This is a genomic window from Nocardioides panzhihuensis, assembly GCF_013408335.1.
GTDB lineage: Bacteria > Actinomycetota > Actinomycetes > Propionibacteriales > Nocardioidaceae > Nocardioides > Nocardioides panzhihuensis.
Genome location: NZ_JACBZR010000001.1, coordinates 494,907 through 514,965, shown reverse-complemented (window position 1 = coordinate 514,965; position 20,059 = coordinate 494,907). Strand labels below are relative to the sequence as shown.

The following is a 20,059-nucleotide window of genomic DNA, read 5'->3' as shown; positions in this document are numbered from 1 at the left end:
TTCGCTCGACAGACCTCCGGTCTTCGGTCCGCCCACGAGGGGCGTGACCGTCGTCGGTCTGATCATGGCTGTGTGGTGCGCCGGGTTCGCTGCGATCAGCATCTGGTTCGAGGTCACCGACTACTTCGGCACCGGGGAGTATGCCGACCACGCATCAGGACTCTCGGTCGTCAACTGGATCGTGACCGCCATCAAGGTGGTGGGGGCCACGGTGGCGCTGTTGGCCATCGCGCGCCGGCCAAGGCTCCTGGCGCCGAGGACGGTGGGAACCTTGCTCTGGGCCGGGTTCGCAACGACCACCGTCTACGTGCTCGGCAGTCTCCTGCAGGCGGCACTGATGCTGGCTGGACTGTCAGGCGACGCGGACAAGATCACAGGTGCGTCCGTTGCGTACGTGCTTCTGTTCATCGTTGCCGCCGCCGGGTTCGGCGTGCTGGCATTCTCCTATGCTCGCCGGGCCGAGCTCGGTAAGCGCGAGATGTTGCTGGGCGCTTTCGGGGCGCCGGTCGTGTTGGGTGGTGTCCTCATCGTCGTTCCCACGATCCTGGCTGCAGCAGGACTGCTTCCGGCAGGTGGTCAGGGATGAGGGTCACGGTCATCGGCGGGCAGGGCGCCTGGCCGACGCAGGAGGCAGGCTGCAGCGGATATCTCGTGGAGGCGGCAGGCCAGAAGATCCTCGTCGACCCTGGATGGGCAACCTTCCAGGCCCTGACCCGCCTCGTCGCACCGACCGACATCGATACCGTCCTGGTCTCGCACAGCCATCCCGATCACTGCGCCGACCTGTTGCCCCTGCTCCGGGCGCGGGCGCTCTCCGCGCCTGCCGCCGATCCACTTCCGGTCTACGCGCCCGCTGGGGCCCTCGACAACCTACTGGCGAGTGATGCCGTTGGGGCTGTGCAGCGTGCCGCGGAGCTGATGGACGTCGTCGACGGCTCGTCGATGCGGATCGGTGCCGTCGATGTGACCTTCGCCGAGCTCCCGCATCACGTGACGAATCTGGGCATGCGGCTCAGCGATGGCGCAACGACGGTCTCCTACACCGGCGACGGCGGCCCCGACGCAGCCGTCGCCGAGCTCGCCGCGGCTGCCGACCTGCACATCGCCGAGGCGACGTACCCGGACCCGATCACCGACGAGGACGCCGGACTGCTGACCGACGTCGCGAGCGCCATCGAGCAGGGAACCGCTGCCGGCGCGCGCCACATCCTGCTGACCCATCTGTGGCCGGGCCTTTCCTACGACCACCTCATTCATGACCGCCGCCGAGAGACCCTGCCAACCCTCAGTGTGGCAAGCCCTGGATTCACCTGGGAGCCGTTCGCGTGAGTGGTGCCGCCGATCCGTCGCCCCGGCCGGTCACCCGTCCTGCCGCAGGTCGCCCTCGGCCCGCGGCGGCAGGTGGGAGAGGGCGGTCTGGACCAGCGTGACCCGGGTCTTGACCACGACGGCGCGGCGGAGCCGGCCGATGTCTTCACCGAGCTTGCGCTCGACCGATTCCCGGATCTCCTGCTCGGTGAAGGTCGGGCGACCGCCGACCGGCACCTCGACGTCAGGTAGATCGGTGAGCACCGGGAAGATCTGGGTGCCGATCCCGTCCAGCAGCTTGAAGCGCTTGAAGCGGTCCATCTCGTCCCAGGTCTGGTCGATGTCCGCCCCGCGCTTGCGTCCGCGCCTGCTGGACGCCAGCACCGTCTTCGCCACCCCCGTCAGGGCCACGGTGAGCTCGTGCTCGGTAAGTCGCATGAGGCATAGCATGCCTCGAACCGCTCCGGACTTCGCTGCTGGGCAGATCACCGATCGATAACATCGACGACGCCCACGGCCGGAAGTCAGGCGGCGTCGAACGTCGCCGGGTCCGGGCCGGTACTTCCTTCTCGCTGAGACAGGGGTGCGGTTCAGGCAGGAACAGGAACGGACGTACGCCGCTCGCCCCCGGGCGCACGGACGGCGACCAGCAGCACGAGCAGACCGAGCGCGGTGACCCCGGCGCCCGCCCACAGCGGCGAGGTGTAGCCGAACCCGGCCGCAAGGGTCACGCCGCCGATCCAGGCGCCCAGTGCGTTGCCGAGGTTGAAGGCGCCGATGTTCGCGCCGGAGGCGAGGGTGGGGGCTCGGTCGGCGTACCCCATCACCCGCATCTGCAGGGCCGGCACGGTGCCGAAGCCGACCGCGCCCATCAGGACCAGGGCGACGACGGTCAGCACCTGGCTGGTGGCGACGAGGGCGAAGGCGGCGAGGATGACGGTCAGCGCGCTCAGGAGCACACCGAGGGTCTTGACCACGTTTCGGTCGGCGGCCCGGGCGCCCACGATGTTGCCGAAGAAGAGGCCGACACCGAAGAGGACGAGCAGCCACGGGACCGCGCCCGACGAGAAGCCGCTGACCTCGGTGAGGGTGAAGGCGATGTACGTGAACCCACCGAACATGCCGCCGAAGCCGAGCACGGTCAGGGCGATCGAGAACCAGACCTGTGGGTTGGCGAACGCGGCCAGCTCGGTGCGTACGGCCGGGGTGCCCGCCTCGCTGCGTCCGGTGTTGGCCGGGACCAGGAGAGCGATGCCGATGAAGGCGACGATGCCGATGACGGTGATCGCCCAGAAGGTCGAGCGCCACCCGGCGGCCTGGCCGAGCAGGGTGCCCAGCGGCACGCCGAGGACGTTGGCGAGAGTGAGACCGCCGAACATGAAGGCGATCGCGCTGGCCTTGCGGGCCGGGGCGACCAGCTGGGCGGCGACGACGGAGCCGATGCCGAAGAAGGCGCCGTGGCACAGCGCCGCGACGATCCGGCCGGCCATCATCGTGGCGTAGTCGGGCGAGAGCGCGGAGATCAGGTTACCGAGGATGAACAGCACCATCAGACCGAGCAGCGCGAGCTTGCGGGGCACCCGGGTGAGCAGGAGGGTCAGGCCGACGGCACCGACGGCGACGCTGAGGGCATAGCCGGAGATGAGGTAGCCGGCGGTGGTCTCGCTGACCCCGAAGTCGGTGGAGACCTCGGGCAGCAGGCCCATGATGACGAACTCGGTGAGGCCGATGCCGAACCCTCCGATCGCGAGGGCTAGCAGTGCGACGGGCATGGATGACTCCTGAACGTATGGCGGGTTGCGTCTGTCGATAGGAAGCGTGTGCATTAGTTGCACACGCTTCCTATCGATAGTTGCACACGCGCACTATCCGCGCAATTCGGGTATGCTGGAGTCGTCCACGAAGGAGGACCCATGGGAATCGCTGACGACGCCGTCGAGATCCGTGCACAGGGCTGGCGAACGCTGGCGGCGGTGCACGGGCTGATCGAGGCCGCGCTCGAGAAGGCGCTGCAGCGCGAGCACGGACTGTCGGTCGTCGAGTTCACCGTCCTCGACGCGCTCAGCCGCCAGGACGGCTGGCACATGCGCATGCAGCAGCTGGCCCGTGCGGCGGCCCTCTCCTCGTCGGCCACGACCCGCCTGGTCACCCGCCTGGAGAACCGCGATCTCCTCACCCGGATCCTGTGCGCCGACGACCGGCGCGGGATCTACACCGAGCTCACGCCAGCCGGGCGGGCGCTCCTGAAGAAGGCCCGACCGCTGCACGACGAGGTGCTGCGCACGGCACTCGACGAGGCCGCCGAGATCCCAGAGCTCGCGCCGCTCGTGCACGCGCTCGGGTCGCTGTCACCGGCTCCGGCCTGATCGCACACCGTCAGGCCAGCCAGCCGTTGCGCCGGGCGGCGAGAGCCGCCTCGGTCTTGTTGCGGGTGCCGGTCTTGCCGATGGCGGCGGAGAGATAGTTGCGCACCGTGCTCGGGGAGAGGAAGAGCAGGCCGGCGATGTCGGCGATGCTCGACCCGTCCTCGGAGGCTTCGAGCACGTCGCGCTCGCGGGAGGTCAGCGGGTTCGCGACGGCGCGGAGCGTCGCGGCGGCCAGGTCCGGGTCGAGGACCGTCTCGCCACGCAGCACCCGGCGGATCGCGTCGGCCAGCTCCTCGACCGGCCCGTCCTTGACCAGGAAGCCGACCGCGCCCGCAGCCATCGCCTCGCGCACGTAGCCGGGCCGGGAGAACGTCGTCAGGATCATCACCCGGCACTCCGGGATCCGCTCGGCCACCTCACGCGCGGCCTCGAGCCCACTGATGCCGGGCAGCTCGATGTCGAGCAGGGCCACGTCGGGGCGTACCTCGAGCGCCGTCGGCACGATCTCGGTGCCGGTGCCGACCTGGGCGACCACCTCGATGTCGTCCTCGAGCCCGAGCAGGACGGCGAGCGCGCCGCGCATCATTGCCTGGTCCTCGGCGAGCAGGATGCGGATCACGATGCCGGCACCCGTGCCTCGAGGCGGAAACCGTCCTCCCCAGGACGTACGTCGAGGCGACCGTCGACCAAGCGCAGCCGCTGTCTCAGACCCTCGAGCCCGCCGGACCTCTCCCCCGGGCCGGCCGTGCCCGTCAGGCCACCGACCCCGTCGTCGACCACCGCGAGACGGAACCCGCCAGCATCCTCGGTGAGCTCGAAGCGGCAGCTGGACGCCCCGGAGTGACGGAGTACGTTCGTGGCGCCCTCACGCACGACCCAGGCGAGCGCCTGACCGGTGATGTCGGGCATGTCGGGCGGGGCGGGGATCACCGATGTGCGGATCCCGGCGGCGTCGAGCGCACGACGCGCGCCGTCGAGCTCCTCGGTCAAGGAGAGCGTCTTCATCTGGTCGACGGCGGCCCGCACGTCTGCCAGGGCGGCACGCCCGACGTCCTCGATGTCGGCGGCGTGCACGGCGGCGGCCTCCGGGTCTCGAGCCGCCAGGCGGCGTACGGCCTCGGCCTTGACGACCATCACGCTCAGCGTGTGGCCGAGCAGGTCATGGAGATCTCGTGACATCCGGGCACGCTCCTCTGCCACGGCGGCCCGGGCCAGCTCCTCCCGGGTGCGGCGGAGCTGCTCGACGGCCTCGAGAAGACGTAGGAACGCGGTGGTCGTCATCCCGCTGAGGAGGGTGCCGCCGACGGTGAGCAGGTAGGTGTCACCGATGCCCTCGATGAGCGCGATCGACACCGCGACCCCGACGGTGGCGAGGCCGATGGCCAGGGCAAGGCGCCAGCCGCGCAGGACCGCCGGAGTGACGATGGCCAGCACGCCCCAGACGGTCTGCCAGCCCTCACCCTGCATCGCGGCCAACACGATCAGAGCGACGAGAGCGACCATGTGGACGACCATCGATCGCGTCGGCCGGGGCGCCGGACCGGTGAGGCCGGTCGCCAGAACGGTGGCCAGGACGGTGGCGACCGCCACCGCGGCGATGCCCACCACGAGGGCCACCTGACCGACAGCCGCCAACGTGTCCCCGGAGAGGTTGAGCAACGGGAAGAGCAGCAGCACCGGGAACCACACCAGCACGACGCCGTAGCGCGCCGCGCTTCGCGCGGTCACTCCCTCGCTCGGTGCGACCGGACGAGCAAGCTCGCCGGTCGACCTCGCTCCGGTCGTCTGGAGGTTGCACCTCAGGCCGGACACGCTCGCGAGCCTACCCGCGTCGCAGTCCGACGATGACCACAACGGCCACGACGACGTGCAGGCTCACGAGCCCCAGCCCGGCAGCCACCGTGAGCGCGCCGGTCGGCGTGATCAGGGAGATCACCGCGATCCCCACCGCGAGCATCGTCCACCGCCTGGTCGCCCGCTCGGAGCGGCGCTGCCACCACCACAACAGCGCCCCGCCGAGCATCGCGACCACCAGGCTGCTGACGATCACCGGCCCGATCCCGATCTGCTGCGTGCCGGTCCCCGACTTCGCCTCCAGGTCCACCCCACCGACCTGGGTGAACAGCAGCCAGACGGCTGTCGCCGCCGAGGCCGCGACCGCTGCCACCGTCACGATCCGCCCCCAGCTGACCTGGCTTCGCTGGGCCGTCTCGTTCGTCATGGTCGTCATGTCAGTTCTCCGTCTCCACCACCCACCATGGGTGATGTCTCCAGACTCTCGCCGCGAGGCCCTCCCGCGTCAGATCTGATTGTCCGGACCCGACGGTGACAATTGTCAGTTGTGGATGTGCCTAGTCTGGGAGCATGCGTATCGCCATCGTCGGCGGCCACGGCAAGGTCGCCCTTCACCTTCATCCGATCCTCGTCTCCGCGGACCACACCCCGGTCGCGCTCGTACGCACCGAGGACTACCGAGCCGAGCTCGAGGCGCTCGGGGCCGAGGTCGGCCTGCTCGACATCGAGAACCAGGACGCCGATGGGTTCGCTGCCGCGTTCGCCGGCTGCGACGCCGTGGTCTTCGCCGCTGGCGGCGGCCCCGACGGCAACATCGAGCGCAAGCGCACCGTCGACCTGGAAGGCTCGACCAAGTCGATCGCGGGCGCGAAGGCGGCCGGCATCCGGCGCTTCGTGCAGGTCTCGGCGATCAGCGTCGACGAACCGGTGCCGGCCGATGCCGGAGAGGTGTGGAAGGCCTACGTCGAGGCCAAGCGCGACGCCGACGTCGCCCTGCGCGACAGCGACCTCGACTGGACGATCCTGCGGCCCGGCGGCCTCACCGACGAGCCGGCGACCGGGAGGGTGAAGCTGGCCGAGAAGCTCGACCGCGGCACCATCCCGCGTGCCGACGTGGCCGCCGTCATCGCGGCCGTGATCGACGACGAGGCCACCGTCGGCAAGCAGTGGGAGCTGGTCTCCGGCGAAGGCGCGGTCGACGAGGCCATCGCCGCCGTGCTCTGACCCTGGTTCTGACTCAGCGCAGACCCAGCAAACCCTTGACGTACGCCGCCTGGCCGATGTGCTGGGCGGCGTCGTCGACGATGCTGACCAGCCTCACCGCCACGGTCACCGGCGGATCCCAGCTCTCGTCGACGACGCGGGCGAGGTCGTCCTCGCTCAGGCTGTCGACCAGCTCGATCGTGGCCGTGTGGACGGCCTGGTAGTAGCCGGTCAGCAGCGTCGGGTCCTCCAGCCGGAAGGCCGCGACCTCCTCGGCGCTCTGTCCGTATCCCATCGCGCCGGGCGCATAGGGCAGCCCGAACCGCTCCACCCAGCCCTCGCGCTGCCACACCTCGTCGGTGCCGGCGATCGGCGCGATCTGGGCGTCCTCCATCCGGGCGGTGTGCCACAGGGTCCAGGCGATCGAGTTCGCCCCGGCGTACGGACGCCACAGCAGGTCGTCGACTGGGAGCCCGTCGACGATCGCGGGCAGGGCCTCCGCGGTCCGGCCGAAGCCGTCCGCGAGCAGTCGCTGGAACCAGGGTGCGCTCATGCTCTCCGTTCTACACCGCCGCCCTAGACGACGTCCGGGAGATGCGTACGGGCCTCGCTCCACATCCGGGTCACGACGTCCGCCGCCGGCTCCGCGACGGCACGCGCGGCGGCCTGGCCGGCCCAGTGGTTGACGCGGTCCAGAGGCACCTCGGCGCCGGGGTCGAGCGTCCCCTTCCGCCATCTGGCGAGCAGGGCACGCTGGTGCGGATAGAGCGCGGGCGACGGTGCGTCCGGGGCCTCCCAGGAGCGTACGTAGGGAGTCGGGGCGGCGCGACCGAGGCGGCCGGAGTAGGCCCGGGTGGCGACCGTGTCCTCCGGCTCGAGCCCGTCCAGCGAGGCCGCCCAAGCGTCAGCGATCCCGGTCTCCGGCGAGCGCAGCAGCGCAGTCCCGACCTGCACGGCGCTCGCGCCGAGCGTAAGCGCCGCGGCGACGGCACGCCCGTCGGCGATCCCGCCGGTGGCGACGACGGGCACGTCCACCCCGTCGACGATGTGCGGCAGCAGCGCGAACAGTCCGACCGCCGTACACTCGGCCGTCTCCGCCTCGAAGACCCCTCGGTGCCCGCCGGCCTCGAGCCCCTGGGCCACGATGGCGTCGGCACCGGCCGCCTCGGCGGCACTCGCCTCGGCCAGGGTGGTGGCGCACGCGAACCAGGCGATCCCGGCCGCGCGCAGGCGCTCGACGTAGTCCGGCGAGAAGAGCCCCATGATCGAGGAGACGACGCGCGGACGGGCGGCGAGCATCGCCTCGCACTGCTCCTCGAAAGAGGGCGCGGGAGGCTGCTCGGGCGAGGGCGTACCGAACCCGCCCAGGAACTCCTCCGCGGCCGAGATCCCGGCCGGATCGTCGACCACAGGGTCGGGGATCCAGATGTTCAGCTGGAACGGCCCCGCCGACATCGACCGGAACTCTGCTGCCCACCGCGAGATCCGCTCCGGCACGTCGAGCACCACGCCCGCAGCGCCCATGCCACCCGCGTCGGCGACTGCAGCGGCCGCCCCGGGCGGGCAGGCGCCCGCCATCGGCGCCTGAAGGATGGGCATCGAGAGGCCGTACGCCTCGCAGAACTCCTGAGCACGTCGTCGAGCCGTCATGGCGTTCACGGTAGTCCCCGAAACCGCTGGCGTGCTGCGGACCCGGCACGGGAGGATCAGAGCATGCGCACACTCATCTACTCCGCGTTCGTGTCCCTCGACGGCGTCATCGACTCCCCCGGCGGCGGCTCCGGCTCCGAACAGCACCGCAGCGGCGGCTGGACCTTCCAGGACCTCGAGTTCCTGCCCGAGGCCTACGAGATCAAGGGCACCGAGATGGAGGAGGCCGGCGCGATGATGTTCGGCCGGCGCAGCTACGAGGCCTTCGGGCCGATCTGGCCCGACATCGAGGACTTCACGGTCATCAAGAAGATCCCGAAGTACGTCGTCTCGACATCGCTCGGCGACGACGGCCTGGTCGACGACTGGGGCCCGCAGGTCATCCTGAGGTCGCTGGACGAGGTCGAGCAGCTCAAGCAGGGCGAAGGCGGCCCGATCCTGATCGCGGGCAGCGCCGAGCTCGCCCGCAATCTCTCCGACGCCGGCCTGATCGACCGCTACCACCTGCTCGTCTTCCCGGTCGTCCTCGGCGCCGGCAAGCGGATGTGGAGCGAGACCGACAAGGACAAGCAGATGCTGAAGCTGCTCCAGTCGGAGACCTACGCGAACGGCATCACCAAGCTCGTCTACGACGTCATCCACTGATCTCCGTCAGGGGCAGCGCGCGTAGAGGCCCCGCGAGCCCGTCCCGTACGCGGCGGAGTCGGTGAACGCACACCCGTAGTCGGGTGCGGCGACGGCGGCCCGGTCGAGGACGTCGTCGCCGGCCGGGCGGTCGCCGTTCTCGACCCAGTCGACCAGGTCGCCCCAGGCGGCGGCAGCCTCCGCCGGGCTGAACTCGCAGTGCCCGGCAGAGCGGATCGCCCGCTGCACGACCAGACCGCTGCGGTGGTGGCGGGCCACCTCACGCGCGTAGATCTGCTCGAGAGAGAACGGCACGAACATGTCGCCGAGGTTGTGCAGGCTCACCACCGGCGCGGTCGGACGGCCGGAGATGACGGCCGGGGCGTTGAGCCGGTGGCTCTTGCGTCCGGCGCGGTCGATGGGGTCGATCCGCTCGATCTCGGTGTTGAGGTCGACCGGCGAGCTCGGCGTGTAGACGGTGTTCCGGTTGGTCGCGACCCGGCCGATGTTGAAGCCCAGCGTGCCGCCGTCGTCGACCGACGGCAGGCTGAAGAGGTAGTCCTTCCACTGCCGGAAGGCCGCCTCCGCGCCCGGCCGCGGGCCGCCGGTGCGCTCGATCGTCATCGCGCGCAGCTGCTCGCCCTCCGCCGTCAGCGTGCCGCCGAGCCCGAGCCGCTCCTTGATGATCGGGACGTCGACGCTCTGGTAGTCCTTGGTGTAGGGGTAGGCGTCGTGCCCGGCCAGCGCCTGCGCTCCCAGGTTGTAGTCGACGAAGAAGTCGAACAGCTCCACGTCACCCAGCTGCCCGCACATCGGTAGGGCGCCGTCGTAGAAGCCCGGGTACTGCTCCAGCGAGCGCCCGACCACGTGCCCACCCATCGACACCCCGGTCACATAGGTGCGGCTCGCCCGGCGCGACAGAAGGTCGGAAGAGGCGTACGCCGCCAGGTCCTGCGTCGAGCGCACCCCCGACCCCGCGTCGTAGCCGTTGGTCGAGTAGCTCGACGCCGCCCAGGCGTAGCCCTGCTCGAGGAACGTACGCCGCAGCCCGAACCCGGGGGTCTCGGGCGTCAAGGTGTAGCCGAGCCCGCGGTAGCCGTGGGCCCACATCACCAGCTCGCCGTTCCAGTTCTTCGGCACCTCCAAGACGTACGCCGCGTGCGCGTGCACCCCTTGGCGCACCGTCGTCGGCTGCCCGCCGACCGCGATCGGCGCCACCGGCGGGTTGCTGATCGTGTAGCCGGGCAGCGGCTGGTCACCGGGTGGTTTCCGGTCGGCGAGCGCCGGCCCGGTCGAGGCGACCAGAGCGGAGGCGGTCAGGAGCAGGGCGAGGAGAGCGGCTGACGCACGGGGCATGTCCCCGAGAGTAGGGCTCGTTGTGACTGGCGTCACAAGAACAGCGCACGATGTGTCTCGTGCGTTGCGCACAAGGTCAGCGGCCGACGGCCTTCCGGATCGCCCCGAACGCCGCCCTGCCGACGCCCTTGACGCCCGCAGCGATGAAGGTCGTCCAGTCGAAGTAGTCGCGCCAGAGCACGATCTGCCCGTCGCGCACCTCGAAGGTGCCGCACACCCAGAACTCCGCGGAGACCGATCCGCGACTGAGCACGTCGATGCGCTCGGTGAGCACCACCGGACCGTTGGCCGCGATGTTGATCATCCTGACCTCGAAGTCGGTCGTGTACTTCCCCATGATCCGAAGCTGGCGCCCAACCTCCGAGAGGCCACGCGCCGGCGGAAGCGGCACGTTCTGATAGGTGACGTCGTCAGCGCACAACATCAATGCCGCGTCGACGTTCCCGGTCTCGAGGGCGGCAAGGAACTGCTCGACGATCTGGATCTCGGTCATGCCGCCCACGCTATCCCTGATCAGGAGCCAGAGCGGGGCGCCATGCAACATGCTTAGGCCGCGCGCGGATAGTCGAGGAGTACGCCGCGCAGCATGAACTCTGCCCGGGACAAGGGTGGTGGGTCTGGTCGCCAGGTGTCGGGTGGCGGGCTGGTGTAGATGTGCCCGGTGGGTGTGACGGTGATGATGCTGCCGTCAGGCCCTGGTCTGGCTTGCCAGCCGAGGGCTTCTTTCGCCTGATTGCAGCGCTCGCACAAGCCCTGAAGATTTTCGGCGCTGGTCTTGCCGCCGTCTGCGTGACGCTGGGCGTGGTCGACGTTGCGGATCGGGGCGTCGCAGCCGTTGGTGCGGCAGATCCCGCCGTCGCGGGTGGTGATGAACTCGGTCAGGCCGTCGGGTGCTTTGCGGGAGCGGGACTCCATCGCGACCAGGTTCCCGGCCGGGTCGGTGAACAACCTGCGGACGAAGACCTCGGCGTCGGCGAGCGCTTCACGCGCCCAGGTCGCGGGGACGGGACCGTAGCCCTCGACCATGGCCGGCTGGTCGCTGTCGTTGGTGAGGGCGTCGGCGGTCATCACGATTTTGACCTCGACCCGAGGCTTGGCGCTGCCGTCGGTGGTGCGGCCGGTGACGCGGTCGACCAGGGTGTCGGCCATGACCTGACCCGTCGTCCGCTCATCACCGGCCGCCTGCGCGGCCTTGACTGCCTGGTCCAGTGCCGCGTAGACGGCGACGCCGTCCTTGACCGGCAGCAGCGCGCCGAGCCAGGTCATCGTGTCCGGAGCCGGCCGGACGCTGACTCGACGGTCCTTCTCTGCGTTCGCGGCTCGAGCGACGACGGATTCTTGGTCGAGGGTGATGGCAAGTTTCTTGGCGGCGTTCTCCAGTTGCCGCAGTCCCATCGTCACGGCTGCAGGCAGTTCGCCGTCTGGGTCGAGGGCGCAGAGCCGGTAGTCGACGACCCGCCGATTCTCCATCGAGAGGCAGGCGGTCTCGCGGGCGAGGATGGTGGCCTGCCACTGCGAGAACAGCCCGGCCTTCATCAGAGCGAAGGTGTGCGGCATCTCCGCAACGAGGATCTTCGCCAGTCCCAGTAGCTTGGCACCCTTGGCGGGTGAGACCCGCCGCGCCAAGGCGACTTGGGAGGCGACGCCTTCGCCAAGCTTGCGGAAAGGGACCCCGGCCTCGGCCTGCCGTGCCCGGGTGGCTTCCTCGAGGCGTACCGCTGCTTCTGCCTGAACGGCTTCGGCGATGCACTTCACTTCTTCGAGACGACTGATCCAGTCGACCAGCTCACCCTCGGACGCACCCGCAGGCGGCCCGGCAAGGAGCTGGTCGACGGTCTCGTTCATACGCCTCATTATATGTGAAAGATCCGTTCGTGGCTACCTGTTTTTGCTGGTCAGACCCGATTTACACAGTCAACGAACAAGCAACCTGAACCCCGCGCCACACCCTCGCCGCCGCCCCGATAATGGCGAAATCTTTCTCGATCAGGTGCCGAGTCAAGGACCGCGAAGCGGCCGGCGAAGCCGGCGCCCGAAGGGCGTCCTTGACGCGGCGCATGATCGAGAAACACTCGAGGAAGGGTCGGCGGCGAACCCTGAAACGAAGAAACAGTCGCCTAGCGAGGTTTCCCCGACGCGAACCGTGTTGGTCTCGACACGCCTCCGCCTAGCGGTTCCGGCGGCTCGACCAGCGGGGCTGGGTTCTCGACGGGCTCGACCAGCGGCAAACAGGCCCTCGACAAGCTCGACCGCCGGAGGCTCAGGAGACCTTCTCGATCAGCGCGTCAGCGTACTCCTGAACGGTGTTGCCCTCCTGGAACTGCTTGCCATCGAGCAGAACGGTCGGAGTCCCCTGGACCCCGCCTTCAGCAGCAGCCTTGGTGGCAGCCTCGGCCCAGTCCTTGCCCGCGAGGTCCTCGATACCGTCCTTGACGGCCGACTCCTCAGCACCGGCCTCGACGGCCAGATCGACGAGATCAGCAGCCTCGGGGAACGGGCCGGACTCGCTGGGCTGGTTCTCGAAGAGCAGGTCGTGGAACTCCTTGGCGACCTCGTCGCCGGCCTCCTGCTGGACGACCGCGAAGGCGGAGGTGGCGAGCTCGGAGTAGGGGCCGATCTGGTCGAGGAGCACGAACGGGCGGTAGTCGACCTGGACCTTGCCGTCGGCGGCAAGCTCGGCGAGATCCTCGCGGGTCGCAGCCTCGAACTCACCGCAGTAGGGGCACAGGAAGTCCTCGTAGATGACGACCTTGTGGGGCGCGTCGTCGGGACCGATGACCAGGCCGTGCTCGCTGCTGCCGGCTTCCACTGCGGTGACCTTGCCGTCCTCGGACCGGTTCAGGCTGAACCAGACCAGGCCACCGATGATCACCGCTATCGCGGCGACGACCCCCGCGACGGTGAGGATCGACTTGCGGGCCTGCTTCTTGCGCAGAGCCTCCAGCTCCGCGGCGGCCTTGGCAGCGCGTGCCTCACGCTTATCTTTGCGTGAGGGGCTGCTGGCGGAATCCGTGCTCATGGAGCCAACATATGTCCGTCTCCTGAACGCAGGCTGAAACCACGCCATGGGAACCGTTATCACATCGTCTCCTACCCTCTCTATAAGCCGTTGACCAGCGGCGTTATGGTGCTCCGGTGGCTTCACTGAACGAACGTCTGGTCTGGATCGACTGCGAGATGACCGGGCTGTCCCTCGAGAACGACGCACTCATCGAGGTGGCGGCCCTCGTCACCGACTTCGATCTCAACGTGCTCGGCGACGGGGTCGACATCATCATCAAGCCCCCGGCCGAGGCGCTGGAGCAGATGGACGACTTCGTACGCGACATGCACACCAAGTCCGGCCTGCTGGTCGAGCTGGAGAACGGCGTCCCGATGCGCGAGGCCGAGGAGCAGGTCCTGGCGTACATCTGGGAACATTGCGGCAAGGACTCCCGTCCGCCCTTGGGCGGCAACACGGTGGCAACCGACCGCAACTTCCTGGCCCGGGACATGCCCGAGCTGGAGGGGTTCCTGCACTACCGCAACGTCGATGTCTCCTCGATCAAGGAGCTGTCGCGACGGTGGTTCCCGCGAGCCTACTTCTCCGCTCCCCCCAAGCGCGGCAACCACCGCGCCCTGGCCGACATCCAGGAGTCGATCGAGGAGCTTCGCTACTACCGCGAGGCAGTCTTCGTGCCGATGCCCGGGCCCGACTCGGAAACTGCCAAGGCGATCGCCGCCCGGCACGGCGCCTCGATCACCGGGATCGTCGATCCCAAGGCGACCCCCGATTCCACAGATCCTGCCTGATCCTCTATGATTCTTGCTGGCTCGGACATGCGCTGTCCGGGTCGATGGTGGGTATAGCTCAGCTGGTAGAGCGCCGCCTTGTGGTGGCGGATGTCGCGGGTTCAAGTCCCGTTACTCACCCCAAAACGAACGGCCCGTCCGAGAGGATGGGCCGTTCGCCATTTGTGTAGGTGATCCATTCTTGGATTCTCGGAAGTATCTGACTAAAGTCAGGTATATGACAGTGGACACCTCGGTGATGCGCAAGTTCAACATGAGCTACGTCCGTCGGGTGGGAGCCCTCGAGGACTCGTTCCTCGGCAGCGGTCTCCCCTATGGCACCGCCCGCATCCTCTACGAGATCGGTCTCGGCGCTCCGCCAACCGCCTCGGGCTCCGCTTCGGCCATGACCGTTCAGGACCTCCGGACCAGGCTCGGCGGCCTCGACTCCGGCTACGTCAGCCGGATGCTGCGAACGCTGGAGAGCAAGGGGTACGTCGCGATGGACCGCGACCCGGCCGACGGCCGGCGCAGGCTCGTAGCGCTCACCGAGGACGGCCTCAAGCAGTGGGACGACCTCGAGCGCCGCTCCGAGGAGCGTGCCCATCTGCTGCTCGATCCGCTGACGCAGCGGCAGCGCGACCGCCTCAACGATGCTCTGGCGACAGCCGACCTGTTGGTGCGCGCCGCCACGATCACCATCGAGCAGGTCGATCCCCGCGACCCGATCGCCCAGATGGCCATGGGCCACTACTTCGCCGAGATCGGCGACCGCTTCGGGTTCACCGTCGGCGACGAGGGCTTCGGCGACGACCCGTCCCTACGGGCTCCGCACGGCGCGTTCTTCATCGCCGCCAGCGACGGTGCACCGGTCGCCTCGGGCGGAGTGCGGGAGTTCGACGGCACCGGCGAGATCAAGCGGATGTGGGTCGATCCGGCCTGGCGCGGCGCCGGCCTCGGCTCACGCCTGCTGCGCCACCTCGAGGCCGAGGCGCTCAGGCTCGGCCACCGAGTCGTACGCCTCGACACCCGCGACGTCCTCAGCGAAGCGATCGGGATGTACGAGCGGGCCGGCTACGAGCGCATCGATCGCTACAACGACAACCCCCACGCCACCCACTTCTTCCGCAAGCAGCTCGGCTAGCGAGTGCCCCGGTACATCTCCAACCGATCCAACGGCGGCTGGGCACCGGGATGTGCGACGACCGCCGCGCCGACCGCGCATGCCGTACGCAGCGCCTCGTCGTCCGGCATGCCGGCCAGGATCGCGAGGGTGAGCGCGGCGGAGAACGCGTCGCCGGCACCGACGGTGCTGATCGCCTCCGTGGACACGGCCGGCACCCGGGCGGCCTCGGCACCTTCGGCGATCATGGCCGCACCCGAGGCTCCGTAGGTCACCGCGACCCGCTTGGCCTCGCCCAGCTCGGGCATCGCGGCGTACTCGGTCTCGTTGACGATGAACAGGTCCGCCCGCTCGACGAGATCCGCCGGCAGCGGCCGCGCGGGCGCCGCGTTGACCACGACGAACCCGGGCGCCCGCGCGGCCACGGCCCGGACGACGTCCAGGGGGAGCTCGAGCTGCATGAGCACGGCATCGCCCGCCGCCACCACGAAACCTTCCGGCTCGACCAGCGCGTTGGCTCCGCTACACACCACGATCTGGTTCTCCCCCGCCGCGTCGACGGCGATCAGCGCCGTGCCGGTCGGGGCGTCGACGGTGCGTACGCCTTCCACATCGACCCCGGCGGACCGGGCCGTCTCGACCGCCCAGGCACCGTCGGCGTCGGAGCCGACGGCGCCGACCATCCGCACCCGCGCGCCCAGCCGGCTCGCCGCGACCGCCTGGTTGGCGCCCTTCCCGCCGACGTCACGGCGCAGCCGGCCGCCGCCGACGGTCTCCCCGGCTCCCGGCAGTCGCTCGACGTCCGCGGTCAGGTCGACGTTGATGCTCCCGACGACGACCAGGTCCTGTGGCGGGCGCACCGGCATCAGGGACGTCGGAGGCCGATGCAGGCATAGGGCAAGTCGGTGACCCGCTCCAGCGGCACCTCACGCGCCTCGGCGAGCTTCTTGACGGCACCCAGGTCGGCGTCGCGCGCCGGGTCGACCAGGATCGTCGCCGGCTCGCCGTGCAGCAGCAACCGGACGGTGTCGTCGACGCCGGCCTCCACCAGGCTGACATCACCGTCGCCGAACTTCTCGGCGGCGTCCTCGACCGCGTCCCAGCCCACCCAGGTGGGCTTGTGGTCACCGCCGAGGTGGGCCCCGAGGTCGAGCATCACCTTGGTGCGCACGATCGGGAACCGGGCCGCGACCGTGTCGACGAACCTCTTCGACACATCGGCCGGAGCCAGGTCGGCACGGAACGCAGCGCCGTGGAAGTCGTTGGGACCGACCCGATCGTCGTCGATGACGGCACGCGAGACGAGGCCAGTGACGGTCGAGCCGAGGCACGCCGATGGGATCAGGTAGTCCTCCCGAGTGCCGTAGACCGCCACGCTCCGGCCCGGGTCGGCGAGCACAGCGAGCTCCGGGGAGAACGGCGAGGCCAGATGGGCGTCGAGCGTCGCGTTGGACTTCTCGACCGAGCCCGCCAGCTCCCGGGCGATCGCACCCGTGCCGGTCCACCCGCCCACGAACATCACCCGAGCGGGGTCGTGGTGCGCAGCCAGATAGGCGAGCGCGGTCTGGTCGATGCCACGCCCGCGGATCATCGAGACCGCGTAGTGGGGCAGGTCGAGCCCGTGCACGCGCTGCGCCCAGCGCCGCATCAGCACCCCGATCGGGGTGCCGGCACGCATCAGGGAGACCAGCACCGCGTCCTGCCCACGTCGGGCCAGCACCTGCTCGGTGACCAGGCCGATCGCGTACGCCACCCGCTGGGCCGACGCCGTCAGGGCTTCGTCGAAGAGCTCCCGGTGTGCCTGTGCCTCTTCGTCCTCCGGAGTCTCGGCGGATGTCTCCGCCGGAAGATCCTTGACCAGCCAGGCGACGTCGTCGCGCTCGTAGGAGCCGAACGCAGGGCCGTGGAGCGGCGCGGGCAGCTGGCGGGCCGGCTGGTCGTGTCGTGGCTCCGGGGTGAACGCCGGGACGGTCACGACCACGACCCGCGGCGCGAGCCGGGCGAGCTGGTCGACCAGGCCGCCCTCCTCGTGGAGCGCAGTGGTGTCGGCCGGCTCGTCGACGACCAGGACGATCGCCTCGTACGCGCCCTCACGCAGGTTGTAGGCGAAGCGCGGGCCGTCGCCGTCAGCGGGCGCGTCGTGAGACGGAAAGGTGATCGCGGTGCGGATCGCGTAGCCCGGGTCTTCGACGGCGAGCACCGGCGAGCGCGTCGTCGTCGAGTAGGTGATCTCGTGGCGCCGGCCCTCGGCCGCGCGCCGGTCAGCCAGCGCGGAGGCGATCCGCAGAGGTGCGTACATCAGCTCCTCGGTGCCGAGGATGTGCACCGGACCGTCCGGGATCCGACCGGCGATCGCGGCGGCGGTCACCGTGACGGCCGACTCGTAGGAGCCCGCAGCGCCGGGCACGAAGCCGTGGCGGCCGCCCTCCGGGACGGCTCGCGGCCAGGTGGCGACGACCTGAACCACCTCGCCGCGCTGACCGCGGATCGGCTCGACACCGGCCAGCTGGCGGAGGTTCTCGACGGTGTCGATGAGCCGGTTGCCGTTGTCGGCGAGGTCCTCGGGCAGCTCGATCTCACCGCTCGCGAGGGAGACGACGTCCAGAGTCGCGCGCAGCCGCTTGACCGAGCGCTCCATCCGGCCCCGGTCGGCCTCCGAGCGCAGGTCGACGAGAGCGGCCACGACGTAGTGCTTGTGCGGGAACTTCTTGTGCAGCGCCCGGATCGTGTTGACGATCGTCTTGCCGGTGATTACCTCGTCGTCGACCAGCACGAGAGTCTCCCCGCGGGCGAGGAAGGCGGGGTCTGTGGGAAGCAGCCGGTGGGCGGTCGCGTGCGAGTGCTCCTCGTAGAAGTCGGCCGCGGACTCGAGGCCGTCGACGACCCGGCGGGTGGAGTGCAGGTAGGGCGCACCGAGCGCGTCGGCGACGAGGTGTCCGAGCGCGGTCGCCGTCTCGGCATAGCCGAGGACCACCGCATCGCCCGTGACCGCCGCGCGGGCCTTGGCCCCCAAGCGCAGCGCGGCGTCGGTCACCACCCGTGGGTCGGTCGGGAGATGCTTGCCGAGGACGGAGGAGACGAGGAGCTGTGCGCGACGCGGGTTGCGCCGCACCGCCAGACCGACCAGATCCGTGAGCATCATCCCGCTCGGCGCGTCAGTCGTCCGTAGACGCACACCCAGGCGTTCGGCCACCCAGGTGCCCGACCAGCCGCTCACTTCGTCTCTCACAGGTGACATTCTCCCCCAAAGTTCCGGTTCTGACTCAACCGCAGGTAGGCCATCCCTGTCCACTGCCCCTCGGGTCCAGGCGGCCTCGACGTCCAGAATAGGAACACGTTCTTGTCGGCGTCGGGATGGGAGGACTAGGTTCCGCACATGCCTCGTCGCTCGGGAAGCCTCGGAATCCTTGCCGCCGCGGCGGCTGTGCTCGCGTTCGGGGCCACGCTCCTGGCTCCGGTCGGACCGGCGGGTGCCGGCCCGGCGAAGGAGACGCCACAGCTGTCCCGCGAGGGTCGCTGGTTGGTCGATCAGCACGGCCGGATCGTGCTCGTGCACGGGCAGAACCTGGTCTGGAAGCATGATCCGTACGTCCCGCCCGACTCGGCCGAGGGCTTCACCGCGGCCGACGCGGAATGGCTGGCCGAGCACGGGTTCAACGGTGCCCGGATCGGCACCCTGTGGGCGGGCGTGACTCCGGACGCCCCCGGCGAGGTCGACGAGGACTACCTCGACGACTGGCAGCGGGTGATCGACCTGCTCGCCGACAAGGGCATCTGGATGCAGTACGACTTCCACCAGGACATGTGGCACGAGACCTACGGCGGCGAGGGCGTGCCCGACTGGGCGGCCGAGCGGCCGGCGCCCTACAACCTGCACCCGCCGATCAAGCTGTCCTTCCCCGCGACCTACATCACGCCCGAGCTGGCGACCGTCTACGACAACTTCTGGGCCAACAAGTCTGGGGTCCAGGACGGCTGGGCAGCGGCTTGGGCCGCGGTCGCGGAGCGGTGGGGCGACCAGCCGTACTCGATGGGCTACGACCTCATCAACGAGCCCTGGGCGGGCCGGGAGTGGCTCTCCTGCCCGATCACCGGGTGCGCGAAGTCATATCGCGACGAGTTCCAGCCCGCGTACGAGAAGGCCACTGCGGCGATCCGCCGGGCCGATCCCGACGGAATCGTCTGGTACGAGTCGCAGCTGCTCGCCAACCAGGTCCCCAACTCGCGCTTCGGCCCGGCCAACGACGACCAGGTCGGCTACTCCTGGCACAGCTACTGCCCGTTCGGCTACCTCGACTCCCAGGGCATCCCGATCGGGGTCGGTGGCTGCAAGGCCTACGACGACACCCACCACCGCAAGGCGCTCGAGCAGGCCGAGACGATGGGCGCGACCAGCCTGATGTCGGAGTTCGGCGCGACAGACAACACCGAGCTGCTCGCCATCGACACCGCCTCGGCCGACGACCACTTCGCCTCCTGGATGCACTGGGCGTACAAGCACTGGGACGACCCGACCACCGCCGACGGGCGCCAGGGGATGTTCGCCGACGACGCGGATCTGTCGACGGTGAAGACCGAGAAGCTGCGTACGCTGGTCCGCACCTACCCGCAGGCCACGGCCGGCACCCCCGTCGACCTCTCCTTCGACCCCGAGACCGGCGAGTTCAGCTACACCTACGAGCCGTCCGCGGACATCGACGAGCCGACCGAGATCTTCGTCAGCCCGATCCACTATCCCTCCGGTCCGGACATCGCCGTCGAGGGTGGCCGGGTCGTCGGCGAGGCCGACCACAACCGGATCCTCGTCGAGGCGAGCGGAACCGGGCCGGTGACCGTCACGATTGACTAGGGTGGTCGGTGTCGG

21 protein-coding genes and 1 tRNA gene are annotated in these 20,059 nt (G+C 69.7%); 9 read left to right on the top strand and 13 right to left on the bottom strand.

Annotated features, from left to right (window positions below):
* Positions 1 to 43 precede the first annotated feature (43 nt).
* Together BJ988_RS02260 and BJ988_RS02255 are read left to right on the top strand one after the other, a co-directional pair.
* The gene (locus BJ988_RS02260) at positions 44 to 586 is read left to right on the top strand and encodes a hypothetical protein (RefSeq protein WP_179656489.1); all 543 of its coding nucleotides are present in this window, start codon (positions 44 to 46) and stop codon (positions 584 to 586) included.
* On the top strand, positions 583 to 1,329 hold the full coding sequence (locus BJ988_RS02255) for an MBL fold metallo-hydrolase (RefSeq protein WP_179656488.1): 747 nt from the start codon (positions 583 to 585) through the stop codon (positions 1,327 to 1,329). The genes BJ988_RS02260 and BJ988_RS02255 overlap by 4 nt, the downstream gene beginning before the upstream one ends.
* A gap of 30 nt (positions 1,330 to 1,359) precedes the next feature.
* On the opposite strand, the gene BJ988_RS02250 is transcribed toward BJ988_RS02255, so the two are convergent.
* Together BJ988_RS02250 and BJ988_RS02245 are read right to left on the bottom strand one after the other, a co-directional pair.
* Positions 1,360 to 1,746: a hypothetical protein gene (locus BJ988_RS02250; RefSeq protein WP_179656487.1), complete on the bottom strand. Its 387-nt coding sequence runs from the start codon at positions 1,744 to 1,746 to the stop codon at positions 1,360 to 1,362.
* A 152-nt stretch (positions 1,747 to 1,898) separates the two neighbouring features.
* Complete coding sequence (locus tag BJ988_RS02245; protein WP_179656486.1) at positions 1,899 to 3,080, bottom strand: MFS transporter; 1,182 nt, start codon at positions 3,078 to 3,080, stop codon at positions 1,899 to 1,901.
* 141 nt (positions 3,081 to 3,221) lie between these two features.
* Here BJ988_RS02245 and BJ988_RS02240 point away from each other — a divergent pair, with 141 nt between their 5' ends.
* Positions 3,222 to 3,674 (top strand): MarR family winged helix-turn-helix transcriptional regulator, encoded by a 453-nt coding sequence (locus BJ988_RS02240; protein WP_160024973.1) that lies wholly within the window; start codon positions 3,222 to 3,224, stop codon positions 3,672 to 3,674.
* Between the two features lie 10 nt (positions 3,675 to 3,684).
* Here the strand turns inward: BJ988_RS02240 and BJ988_RS02235 are convergent, their stop codons facing one another.
* The 3 genes from BJ988_RS02235 to BJ988_RS02225 are packed head-to-tail and all read right to left on the bottom strand — an operon-like array spanning position 3,685 to position 5,904.
* Positions 3,685 to 4,293, bottom strand: a complete 609-nt coding sequence (locus BJ988_RS02235; RefSeq protein ID WP_179656485.1) for a response regulator — start codon at positions 4,291 to 4,293, stop codon at positions 3,685 to 3,687.
* Positions 4,290 to 5,486 carry a histidine kinase gene (locus BJ988_RS02230; protein ID WP_179656484.1) on the bottom strand — a complete coding sequence of 399 codons (1,197 nt, stop codon included), beginning with the start codon at positions 5,484 to 5,486 and terminating at the stop codon, positions 4,290 to 4,292. The genes BJ988_RS02235 and BJ988_RS02230 overlap by 4 nt, the downstream gene beginning before the upstream one ends.
* A gap of 10 nt (positions 5,487 to 5,496) precedes the next feature.
* Positions 5,497 to 5,904: a DUF6069 family protein gene (locus BJ988_RS02225; RefSeq protein ID WP_179656483.1), complete on the bottom strand. Its 408-nt coding sequence runs from the start codon at positions 5,902 to 5,904 to the stop codon at positions 5,497 to 5,499.
* Between the two features lie 134 nt (positions 5,905 to 6,038).
* Here BJ988_RS02225 and BJ988_RS02220 point away from each other — a divergent pair, with 134 nt between their 5' ends.
* The gene (locus BJ988_RS02220) at positions 6,039 to 6,692 is read left to right on the top strand and encodes an SDR family oxidoreductase (RefSeq protein WP_179656482.1); all 654 of its coding nucleotides are present in this window, start codon (positions 6,039 to 6,041) and stop codon (positions 6,690 to 6,692) included.
* A gap of 13 nt (positions 6,693 to 6,705) precedes the next feature.
* Here BJ988_RS02220 and BJ988_RS02215 read toward each other — a convergent pair whose 3' ends face one another.
* Together BJ988_RS02215 and BJ988_RS02210 are read right to left on the bottom strand one after the other, a co-directional pair.
* On the bottom strand, positions 6,706 to 7,224 hold the full coding sequence (locus BJ988_RS02215; RefSeq protein ID WP_179656481.1) for a mycothiol transferase: 519 nt from the start codon (positions 7,222 to 7,224) through the stop codon (positions 6,706 to 6,708).
* A gap of 23 nt (positions 7,225 to 7,247) precedes the next feature.
* A complete protein-coding gene (locus BJ988_RS02210) occupies positions 7,248 to 8,321 on the bottom strand; it encodes an NAD(P)H-dependent flavin oxidoreductase (protein ID WP_179656480.1) in 1,074 nt (357 codons plus the stop codon).
* Between the two features lie 63 nt (positions 8,322 to 8,384).
* On the opposite strand from BJ988_RS02210, the gene BJ988_RS02205 reads away from it, so the two are divergent.
* Positions 8,385 to 8,966, top strand: coding sequence for a dihydrofolate reductase family protein (locus BJ988_RS02205; protein WP_179656479.1), 582 nt, complete (start codon positions 8,385 to 8,387; stop codon positions 8,964 to 8,966).
* Between the two features lie 6 nt (positions 8,967 to 8,972).
* On the opposite strand, the gene BJ988_RS02200 is transcribed toward BJ988_RS02205, so the two are convergent.
* The 4 genes from BJ988_RS02200 to BJ988_RS02185 form a co-directional block, all read right to left on the bottom strand.
* Complete coding sequence (locus BJ988_RS02200) at positions 8,973 to 10,301, bottom strand: hypothetical protein (RefSeq protein WP_218860526.1); 1,329 nt, start codon at positions 10,299 to 10,301, stop codon at positions 8,973 to 8,975.
* A gap of 76 nt (positions 10,302 to 10,377) precedes the next feature.
* Positions 10,378 to 10,794, bottom strand: coding sequence for a limonene-1,2-epoxide hydrolase family protein (locus tag BJ988_RS02195; RefSeq protein WP_179656477.1), 417 nt, complete (start codon positions 10,792 to 10,794; stop codon positions 10,378 to 10,380).
* A gap of 53 nt (positions 10,795 to 10,847) precedes the next feature.
* A complete protein-coding gene (locus BJ988_RS02190; protein WP_179656476.1) occupies positions 10,848 to 12,146 on the bottom strand; it encodes an HNH endonuclease in 1,299 nt (432 codons plus the stop codon).
* Between the two features lie 415 nt (positions 12,147 to 12,561).
* Entirely contained in the window at positions 12,562 to 13,320 is a 759-nt protein-coding gene (locus BJ988_RS02185) for a DsbA family protein (RefSeq protein WP_246321387.1), read from the bottom strand.
* A 125-nt stretch (positions 13,321 to 13,445) separates the two neighbouring features.
* On the opposite strand from BJ988_RS02185, the gene orn reads away from it, so the two are divergent.
* From orn to BJ988_RS02170, 3 genes are all read left to right on the top strand, one after another.
* Positions 13,446 to 14,093: an oligoribonuclease gene (orn, locus tag BJ988_RS02180; protein WP_179661291.1), complete on the top strand. Its 648-nt coding sequence runs from the start codon at positions 13,446 to 13,448 to the stop codon at positions 14,091 to 14,093.
* 47 nt (positions 14,094 to 14,140) lie between these two features.
* Positions 14,141 to 14,216 (top strand) — tRNA-His (locus BJ988_RS02175).
* A 94-nt stretch (positions 14,217 to 14,310) separates the two neighbouring features.
* Entirely contained in the window at positions 14,311 to 15,216 is a 906-nt protein-coding gene (locus tag BJ988_RS02170; RefSeq protein WP_179656474.1) for a bifunctional helix-turn-helix transcriptional regulator/GNAT family N-acetyltransferase, read from the top strand.
* On the opposite strand, the gene BJ988_RS02165 is transcribed toward BJ988_RS02170, so the two are convergent.
* Together BJ988_RS02165 and BJ988_RS02160 are read right to left on the bottom strand one after the other, a co-directional pair.
* Positions 15,213 to 16,055 (bottom strand): PfkB family carbohydrate kinase, encoded by an 843-nt coding sequence (locus BJ988_RS02165; protein ID WP_179656473.1) that lies wholly within the window; start codon positions 16,053 to 16,055, stop codon positions 15,213 to 15,215. The genes BJ988_RS02170 and BJ988_RS02165 overlap by 4 nt on opposite strands.
* A 5-nt stretch (positions 16,056 to 16,060) precedes the next feature.
* Positions 16,061 to 18,433, bottom strand: coding sequence for a phosphoribosyltransferase domain-containing protein (locus BJ988_RS02160; protein ID WP_218860522.1), 2,373 nt, complete (start codon positions 18,431 to 18,433; stop codon positions 16,061 to 16,063).
* A gap of 138 nt (positions 18,434 to 18,571) precedes the next feature.
* On the opposite strand from BJ988_RS02160, the gene BJ988_RS02155 reads away from it, so the two are divergent.
* The gene (locus tag BJ988_RS02155; protein WP_179656471.1) at positions 18,572 to 20,044 is read left to right on the top strand and encodes a glycoside hydrolase family 5 protein; all 1,473 of its coding nucleotides are present in this window, start codon (positions 18,572 to 18,574) and stop codon (positions 20,042 to 20,044) included.
* Positions 20,045 to 20,059: the final 15 nt, after the last annotated feature.